Below are 8,762 nucleotides of genomic sequence, written 5' to 3'. Positions count from 1 at the left end.
GCTACCGCAGGCATTCCGATAATCGATGCCACCAAAAACACAGCCGATAAGGCTAATACACGCATAACGTCCCCTTGCTTAATGCAATATATCCATACAAATTAAGTGCTAAGCTTATCATTCTCTGCTCTCTCATTCCATAGCAAACTGCTGACCAATTGTGGCAACAATCAGGCACAAACTTTACAAGATTTAACTATTAGCCATCCCAACTAAACGCCAGTCCAAAATCATAGCAACTCGTCAGTATCGATCTGATATGCAAAATAGGAATAAGATCCTCGAATCACTATAGGTAAACTCTTATACTCAAAACAATCATTGTGGCTTTTTGGCATAAGTTTCATTATTTCTAAGATGAAGTAAGCCTGAACGCCCTAGAAACATCGTCTATTTCCAGCAAAATAAGTGATTAAAATAAAAAGGAAACGCCAATGTTAAAGCCCTGCCTCGCTTTTATCCTCGCTAGCACAGTGGCGCAAACCGCTGGTGCCGTACAACTCCTCGGCGATGTGGAAGTGTCTCGCATTCCTACCGCTGAAAAAGTCATGGCTGAAGTGGTAAACCGTTATCAAGCCTTGGATGAAGGCTTAGCGAATCAATTATCCGCACAGAAAAATGAACGCGACGCTACCCAACTTGCCGCGCGCCAAGGACATAGATTATGGCAACAGGCCGTGCGTGATGTGCAGTCTGGACACTTTGATGACAGATCCCTGTATTGGGCGCGACTGTCAATGTTAAATAGCCTTAAAAACAACAGTGCTAACTTTAAAATGGCTGATTGGCAGCAACAGATTTTAGCCAGCGCCGTAGAGAAGGCATCGCGAGGCTTCAGTGATATCCAATACGATGACGATGTCCAAATTAAAATCTTCCTCACAGGCTTCGACCCCTTCTTCCTCGACAAAGATATCAGTCAGAGCAATCCTTCGGGCTTAGTGGCCCTCGCCCTCGATGGTTTTAAATTTGATATCAATGGCAAAAAGGCCCAAATCGAAACCGCCATGATCCCAGTTCGCTTCGAGGATTTCGACCAAGGTATTATCGAATCCTTACTCAGCCCCATTTATCGCGACCCTAAAACCCAGTTTGTCTTTACCGTCAGCATGGGGCGCAGCGACTTTGATATTGAACGCTTCCCAGGCCGTAACCGTAGTGCAGCAGCGCCCGATAACCAAAATCTATACACAGGCGCAAGCAAAACCGCGCCTGTCGCCCCCAAACTCAACGGTAAAGACTTTATCGGCCCTGAATTTGTTGAGTTTTCATTGCCCGTCGCCGCCATGCAGGTCAAAGACGGCCAATGGAAAGTCAACGATAACCATACTGTGACCACCCTAGCTCGCGGCGAATTTAATGCCAGCTCCCTAAGTGAGCTGCAAAATGAAACCTCGGTCGAAGGCTCTGGTGGTGGGTATCTCTCTAATGAGATTTCTTATCGCGCCATTGTGTTACAGCAAAAGTTCAATAGCCGCGCTAAGGTGGGCCATATCCACACCCCGAGGGTAAAAGGCTACGACAACCCCACCGAACAAGCCATTGTCGAGCAAGTGCGTACTATGGTGATGCAGGCCGCGGCGAGCCTATAACCGCCGCAATACTGGCATTGTCAGCAAGCGTTGGTTATGATGCGAACGCTTGCCAAAACGCTTGTTGAGCCACCTTGCATAAGGGTTTTGGACTCGTGAAATCCGAATAGATGCCTTGCGATAGCGAGAGATATTGTTTACTTGATGCTTTGCAGAATAATGAGTTAACGCCTAAATCTATGTTTAACCCGAGATCCCTACTCAATAGCCTGCGCCGTAAAGCTATCTCATCCGCGAGTATCACCACGCCGACTGCGACCAAGATGGCGAAAACCAACACGCCACAACACCAGCCAAAGCCACTGACACCAGTGCAGCAGCAAATCCTTACGCGTATCGAAGACTGTTATCAGCAGGCAGAAATCTACTTTAAGCGTCCATTTGCGCGGCCGCTGACCCAATTTACCCTGCGGGGACGGAGTGCGGGCACAGCCCATTTACAACAGAATCGCCTACGCTTTAATCCCGTATTACTCAAGGAAAATAGCGAAGCCTTTTTAGCCGAAGTGGTGCCCCACGAAATCAGCCATTTACTCTGCTTCCAACTCTTTGGCAAAACCAAACCCCATGGCCGCGAGTGGCAATCCATCATGATCAAACTGTTTAAGGTAAGCCCCAATACCACCCACAGTTTCGATACTCAGTCGGTTAAAGGGAAAGACTTTGAGTACCGCTGTGCCTGCGGCCCAGTTCGGCTAAGTATTCGCCGCCATAATAAAGTGTTGCGTGGTGAAACCCGTTATCTGTGCAAACGCTGCCATACCCACCTCACCTTTACCGAAGCAGCCGAATAACCCACATAGCGTAAAAATCCTCGGCCAAAAGTACGAGCGATTTGCATAGGACGCAGTATTTCCCTTACCATTCAGACATAAAAGACGAGCCACAGGCTCGCGTAGTATTGATTATTTTTGGGATAAATATTGAACAACTCCAAGATAGCCTTAAGGTCTCGGCAAACCTTGCTGTGCCTATTCAGTTGGCTGGCGGTGTTGGCCTCAGCCAATGCCTCTCCTTCGCACCCCAATAGTTTTAGCCAAGCCAAGGTCTTGTCTCAATCCTTATACCAAGGCACTCGCCAAGGCACCTTGCCCGCGGTCAGTTTTTACTGTGGCTGTGATATCCAAATTAAGGGCAAATCCTGGAAGCCCGATCTCAATAGCTGCGGTTATCAAGTGCGTAAACAAGAAACCCGCGCCAACCGTATCGAGTGGGAGCATATCGTCCCTGCATGGGAATTTGGTCACCAATTACAATGCTGGCAAAAGGGCGGCCGTAAAAACTGCGCCGATAACAGCCAAGAATTCAATAAGATGGAAGCGGATATGCACAATCTGGTGCCCGCGATTGGTGAAGTGAACGGCGATCGCAGCAACTTCCGTTTTAGCCAATGGAACGGTAAGGCCGACCAATATGGTCAATGCGCTATGGTTATCGACTTTAAGAATCGCCAAGCCCAGCCGCCCGCTCACGCCCGTGGCAAAATTGCCCGCACTTACCTGTATATGCAGCAGGCCTATGGCCTTAAAATCGCCTCACAGCAATTAAAATTGTTCAAAGCATGGGATAAAAGCTATCCAGTTGATACTATTGAATGCAAACGCGATAACGCCATAGCGCAGATCCAAGGTAATCATAATCCCTTTGTGCAGAATGCCTGCAATGCACCACCACTGCGCCAACAATTAGCCGAATAAGGTCGACAATGAGAGTTCCAAGAATTTATCAACCTCAGCCATTAGCCGTAAACCAACAGCTGAATCTAGACGAAGATGGCGCAGCCCATATCGGCAAAGTGCTGCGTATGGGCAGTGGCGAGCAAATTAGCCTGTTTAATGGCGATGGTAATGATTATCTTGCCGAAATTGTCGATGCGGGTAAAAAATCGGTCACGGTAAAAGTGCTGTCCTGTGAGGCCAATCCATCGGAGTCGCCCCTCAACCTGCATTTAGGCCAAGTGATTTCCCGCGGCGATCGGATGGAGTTCACCATTCAAAAATCCGTTGAGCTAGGCGTAAATACCATCACGCCGCTATTTTCTGACCGCTGCGGCGTCAAGCTCACTGGTGAGCGTCTCGAAAAGAAAATCCAGCAATGGCAAAAGATTGTGATCAGCGCCTGTGAGCAATCTGGCCGTAGCCAAGTGCCCATCGTTCGCCCCGCCATGGAATTACAGCAATGGTGCAGCGAACCGACCAGCGCACTCAAACTCAACTTGCATCCAAGGGCAGCGCACGGTATCAATGGGTTAGATTTATCCCATACCCGCGTACGCCTACTGATCGGTCCCGAAGGGGGATTATCGGCGGAAGAAATCGCTATGACGGAAACCTATCAGTTTACCGACGTGTTACTCGGCCCCCGAGTGCTGCGCACTGAAACCGCCTCACTCACGGCGATTACCGCGCTGCAACTTAGATTCGGTGATTTAGGTTAAAGGTTAACCGCTAACTAGCGAATTGATTACTGGCTAATCCATAAATGCTTTTTGCCTGCGACGGCAACCAATAAGGAACAGATTAATGATAAAACTCGGCATAGTGATGGACCCCATCAGTGAGATCAACATTAAGAAAGACTCCAGTTTTGCCATGCTGATGGCGGCGCAGGAAAGGGGTTACCAGCTGTTTTATATGGAAATGGCCGACCTTGCTATGGTCAATGGCGTAGCCATGGGCAATATGCGTCCATTAAAAGTCATCAACGATGCCAATAAATGGTTTGAACTGGGCGATGCCCAAGACACGCCACTGAGCGATCTGAACGTGGTGTTAATGCGTAAAGACCCGCCGTTCGATACCGAATATATCTACGCCACTTACATGTTAGAGCGCGCCGAAGAACAAGGTGTATTAATCGTCAACAAGCCACAAAGCTTGCGCGATGCCAACGAAAAACTATTCACCGCATGGTTTAGCGAATTTACTCCAGAGACCATTGTGACTCGCGATGCCAACCGGATCCGCGCGTTCCACCAAGCCAAGGGCGATATTATCCTCAAGCCACTAGATGGCATGGGCGGCACCTCGATTTTCCGCGTCAAGCAGGACGACCCTAACCTTGGGGTGATCATCGAAACCTTAACCCAATATGGCAACCAATACGCAATGGCGCAGGCCTTTATTCCTGAAATCACCAAGGGCGACAAGCGCATTCTGGTGGTGGATGGCGAGCCCGTGCCCTACGCCTTGGCGCGGATTCCTAAAAAAGGCGAAACCCGCGGTAACTTGGCCGCAGGCGGCAGCGGTGTTGCCCAACCGCTATCGGACTCAGATTGGAAAATCGCGCGCGCCATTGGCCCAGAGCTTAAAAAACGCGGGCTGATTTTTGTGGGTCTGGATGTGATTGGTGACAAGCTGACCGAGATTAACGTCACTAGCCCAACCTGTATCCGTGAAATCCAAGCGGCATTTGATGTGGACATTACTGGCATGCTGTTCGATGCCATCGAAGCCCGTCTCACCCAGTAAGCTTGTACACCTACAAGATAATAATATTCATTGAAGGCGCCTTAAGAGCGCCTACGACTTCTAGGGATCTGATATGAGTTTCACCAAAGCGCCACTGTTACTGCTTGGTATGAGTTTATGGCTCTCAAGCCCCGTATTTGCAGCGGAAGCTGGGGCGAATGAGACGGGCCCAGCCAAGGCGCCATCACGCCCCAAAAATATTGTGATTATGATTGGCGACGGCATGGGGCCTTCCTATACCAGTGCCTATCGCTATTACAAGGACAATCCAGATACCGAAGAAGTCGAACAAACCGTCTTTGACCGTTTATTGGTTGGCATGGCAAGCACGTATCCCGCCAGTGTCAGTGGTTATGTGACCGACTCGGCCGCCGCCGCAACCGCCCTCGCGACAGGAGTCAAATCCTATAACGGCGCCATCTCGGTTGATACCCAAAAACAGCCACTGCCCACCATTCTTGAAAAAGCCAAATCCTTAGGCTTGAGCACTGGGGTTGCCGTTACCTCACAAATTAACCATGCCACACCAGCAGCATTTTTATCCCATAACGAAAGCCGTAAAAATTACGATGCACTGGCATTAAGTTATCTCGACACCAACGCCGATGTGTTTTTAGGTGGTGGGCAAAAGTACTTTCCACCCGAGCTGTTGGCCCAATTTACCGCCAAGGGCTATCAACACATTACCCGCTTTGATGATCTGGCCAGCATTACCCAGCCTAAGGTCTTAGGTTTGTTTGCCGAAGTACAACTGCCTTGGGCTATCGATGAAAAAGATGCTAAAAAACTTAGCACCTTGACCCAAAAAGCCCTCAGTTTACTGTCGCAAAATGATCAAGGTTTTGTACTGCTGGTCGAAGGTAGCCTTATCGACTGGGCGGGACATAACAATGATATCGCCGCCGCTATGGGCGAAATGGATGAGTTTGCCAACACCATTGAAGTCGTTGAGCAATTCGTACGCCAAAATCCCGATACCTTAATGGTGATCACCGCCGACCATAATACCGGCGGTTTATCGATTGGTGTCGATGGAAATTACAACTGGAATCCTGAGATCCTGCGCAATATTTCCGCCAGTTCAGATACCTTAGCGCAAGCCGCTATCGGTGGCGAGACCTGGCAAGCCGACTTATCCCGTGGTTTAGGCTTTGAATTAACGGAAGAAGAACTGGCTAAACTCAATGTAGCCAGAATGCAGGGCTTAGAAACCATGGCAATGGCTATTCGTCATGTGATTGATAAACGTACCGATACGGGTTGGACAACGGACGGACACACTGGCACCGATGTGCAAGTGTTTGCCGCAGGTCCCGCAGCAGGGCTGTTTAACGGTCATCAGGACAATACTGATATCGCCAATAAGATTTTTAGCCTGCTACCTAAGCCTAAAAAGCCAAAAGCCCCGGTACAGGTATCAACTCCAGCCCCAGCACCAGTGCAGCCACAGGGTTGATTTGCTGCGATTAGCTAAAAATAAGCCAATCGAATATCGCGCCAGCTAACAGATAAAAGGCAACCGTATTAACACAGTTGCCTTTTTTATTGGCTTTCAGTCCGCACCGTTCGAGTGAGCGCTGTTTTGCCGCATCCCTTAAGTCGGCGGCATGCAGGCTGGCTCGCAGCCGAATAAGGGGTATAATGCCCGCACTTATTTTTTACGGTAGCCATGCAGTGTTAACGAATCCATCGCAAGTCATTATCCGCAATCAGGAAACCCTGAGCCAACATAAAGTCTTAGTGCTAAACCATGAGGCAGATTCACTGCCCAAAGCGCTACTCGATGTCGCCCAGTCCGTCGATGCCCTCGCCTTGGATTACCACCATTATCTGCATTTAGCGCCGCAGGCCAATGGCAAACTGCGCTGCTATTTTGGCCATCAACTGCCCCACCAGGATAAGTACGACACTGTGATTGTGTACTTTCCTAAGGCTAAGCCGTTAGCGCCCTATTTGTTTAATCTGGCCGCTCAGCATTTAGTGGCCGATGGCCAACTCTTAGTCGTGGGTGAGAACAAAGGCGGGGTTAAATCCTTAGTCAAACTGTTGCCGAAATACTTTGCCACTGGCGTCAAACTCGATAACGCGCGCCATTGCCTACTCTTTGGCAGCAGCCTAATCGATACTGCGCCCGCGATTAAACTCAGCGATTGGACTAGCCAGTATCAACTCGCCACCCCGCAGGGCAATATCACCATCTGCAACTTAGTCGGTGTGTTCAGCGAGAAGCATTTAGACCAAGGCACAGAGCTATTGCTGTCGCATCTGCCAACGCTTTCAGGCCGAGTACTGGATTTTGGTTGCGGCGCCGGTGTGATTGCCGCGGCACTGTTAAAGGCACAACCGACGCTGTCGCTAGAATGTATTGATATCAATGCCATGGCGCTGGCGTCCTGCGAACTTACACTGGCTGCAAACGGCATGACGGCCAAGGTCTATCCCTCCGATGGATTAGCGCAAACCAGTGGAAAATTCAACGGTATTATCTCCAATCCTCCCTTCCACGATGGCCTTGCCAGCACCACTAGCATTGCCCAACGCTTTGTCGCCGATAGCGCCAAGCAATTACAATCTAAAGGGATTTGGCAAATCGTCGCTAACCGCCACCTACCCTATTCGGACACCATCGCCGCCGAGTTCGGCCAATTAACAGTGCCAGCGGAGAACAACAAGTACAAACTCTATTCCTTCCAGCAGGCCTAATCTTTCGCCCCGCTCGATTATGAGTGGGGCTAACTTAATTTGACTCTAGGATGCACCAAGGAATAAAGGCTCGTTAAGAATTAAGAGAATAACGCCGTCCCTATCGAATACGCCCATTTTGAAATCAAAAATCCCCCAACAAACAAGTTAACGCTGCCATCTCTTAAATAGCATTTATTACCATTGAACATTTCATCTAACTAAAAAGCTAATGCTCCATTCCGTGCTTCGGCTCGTTAGCTCAATCGAAAATTTTCACTCCTGTTGCGATACAAATTCTTATCTATTTGCCTATGTTTGGCCTTACCAGAAATCGACTAACAATGTATGGGTATACCGTCATATTTAAATTTAGGTATTTTTGAATGATTTGAAGACAATATCGGTGCGCATTAACTCCATTTTTAACAAATAAAATGCTATAAAATCAATTGACTATAGTAGCTGACTTATAGTTAATAGGTTTGTAAAACGCGCATGCGCGTTTTTCCAGATGGATTACTTATATGAAAAGCGGCAGAAAGCTGATAAGTTCTTTGTATACAGATAGTTAACTGTGCGCGTTTTCACTGCTCCAACGAGGTAAACGCGCATGCGCATGAATAAGCTGTTATGAGCCCTAAGAGATCGATGCATGAGCAAAGAAAAGTATAAGAATTACCTTGGTGATCTTGGCGCAATTACCAAAGAGTATGCACGCGAAGCAATTAAGGATCATGTGGCCGCAAAAGGCACCAATGAAGAAGATTTCAAAACAGGGTACATGATGGGGTTTCATCGCTTTGTTACTTTAATGCAGCAACAAGCGGAATCCTTTGAAATACCACTAGATGAGATTGGGTTGGCTGATATTGATGAAAACGAATTTCTTAAGTAGCGCTCAGCTCATAATCGGGTAGCCGGAGGTATTTAGCCTCCAGCCCCCACACCACCCTGCATGCGGCTCCGCACAGGGCGGTTCATTTAGAACGCCTAACCTGTTTTCTGGTTCGGATAG

General features: G+C 48.5%; 8 protein-coding genes. All 8 read left to right on the top strand.

The features are described 5' to 3' along the window. Nucleotides 1-434: 434 nt before the first annotated feature. The 8 genes from M0413_RS22215 to M0413_RS22180 all read left to right on the top strand — a co-directional run bounded on the left by M0413_RS22215 (nucleotide 435) and on the right by M0413_RS22180 (nucleotide 8,642). Entirely contained in the window at nucleotides 435-1,592 is a 1,158-nt protein-coding gene (locus M0413_RS22215) for a PA0049 C-terminal domain-containing protein (protein ID WP_037414502.1), read from the top strand. A 179-nt stretch (nucleotides 1,593-1,771) separates the two neighbouring features. Further along, a complete protein-coding gene (locus M0413_RS22210; RefSeq protein WP_249555665.1) occupies nucleotides 1,772-2,386 on the top strand; it encodes a SprT family zinc-dependent metalloprotease in 615 nt (204 codons plus the stop codon). Nucleotides 2,387-2,512: 126 nt separating this feature from the next. After that, nucleotides 2,513-3,289 carry an endonuclease EndA gene (gene endA / locus M0413_RS22205; protein ID WP_249555669.1) on the top strand — a complete coding sequence of 259 codons (777 nt, stop codon included), beginning with the start codon at nucleotides 2,513-2,515 and terminating at the stop codon, nucleotides 3,287-3,289. A gap of 8 nt (nucleotides 3,290-3,297) precedes the next feature. Further along, entirely contained in the window at nucleotides 3,298-4,029 is a 732-nt protein-coding gene (gene rsmE, locus M0413_RS22200) for a 16S rRNA (uracil(1498)-N(3))-methyltransferase (RefSeq protein ID WP_037414496.1), read from the top strand. An 85-nt stretch (nucleotides 4,030-4,114) separates the two neighbouring features. Continuing rightward, nucleotides 4,115-5,062 (top strand): glutathione synthase, encoded by a 948-nt coding sequence (gene gshB / locus M0413_RS22195; protein ID WP_249555663.1) that lies wholly within the window; start codon nucleotides 4,115-4,117, stop codon nucleotides 5,060-5,062. Nucleotides 5,063-5,135: 73 nt separating this feature from the next. After that, nucleotides 5,136-6,518, top strand: a complete 1,383-nt coding sequence (locus M0413_RS22190) for an alkaline phosphatase (protein ID WP_088586108.1) — start codon at nucleotides 5,136-5,138, stop codon at nucleotides 6,516-6,518. 218 nt (nucleotides 6,519-6,736) lie between these two features. Next, nucleotides 6,737-7,765 (top strand): methyltransferase, encoded by a 1,029-nt coding sequence (locus M0413_RS22185; protein ID WP_249555667.1) that lies wholly within the window; start codon nucleotides 6,737-6,739, stop codon nucleotides 7,763-7,765. Nucleotides 7,766-8,399: 634 nt separating this feature from the next. Next, nucleotides 8,400-8,642 (top strand): hypothetical protein, encoded by a 243-nt coding sequence (locus M0413_RS22180; protein WP_218677847.1) that lies wholly within the window; start codon nucleotides 8,400-8,402, stop codon nucleotides 8,640-8,642. Nucleotides 8,643-8,762 lie beyond the last annotated feature (120 nt).

The organism is Shewanella sp. 8A (assembly GCF_023475945.1).
Classification (GTDB): domain Bacteria; phylum Pseudomonadota; class Gammaproteobacteria; order Enterobacterales; family Shewanellaceae; genus Shewanella; species Shewanella xiamenensis.
This window is presented reverse-complemented; position numbering and strand designations above follow the sequence as displayed.

Bases quoted from the DNA above. Each gene is read 5' to 3' on its own strand.
- M0413_RS22215 (WP_037414502.1), top strand. From the start codon at position 435: ATGTTAAAGCCCTGCCTCGCTTTTATCCTCGCTAGCACAGTGGCGCAA.
- M0413_RS22210 (WP_249555665.1), top strand. From the start codon at position 1,772: ATGTTTAACCCGAGATCCCTACTCAATAGCCTGCGCCGTAAAGCTATC.
- rsmE (WP_037414496.1), top strand. From the start codon at position 3,298: ATGAGAGTTCCAAGAATTTATCAACCTCAGCCATTAGCCGTAAACCAA.
- gshB (WP_249555663.1), top strand. From the start codon at position 4,115: ATGATAAAACTCGGCATAGTGATGGACCCCATCAGTGAGATCAACATT.
- M0413_RS22190 (WP_088586108.1), top strand. From the start codon at position 5,136: ATGAGTTTCACCAAAGCGCCACTGTTACTGCTTGGTATGAGTTTATGG.
- M0413_RS22180 (WP_218677847.1), top strand. From the start codon at position 8,400: ATGAGCAAAGAAAAGTATAAGAATTACCTTGGTGATCTTGGCGCAATT.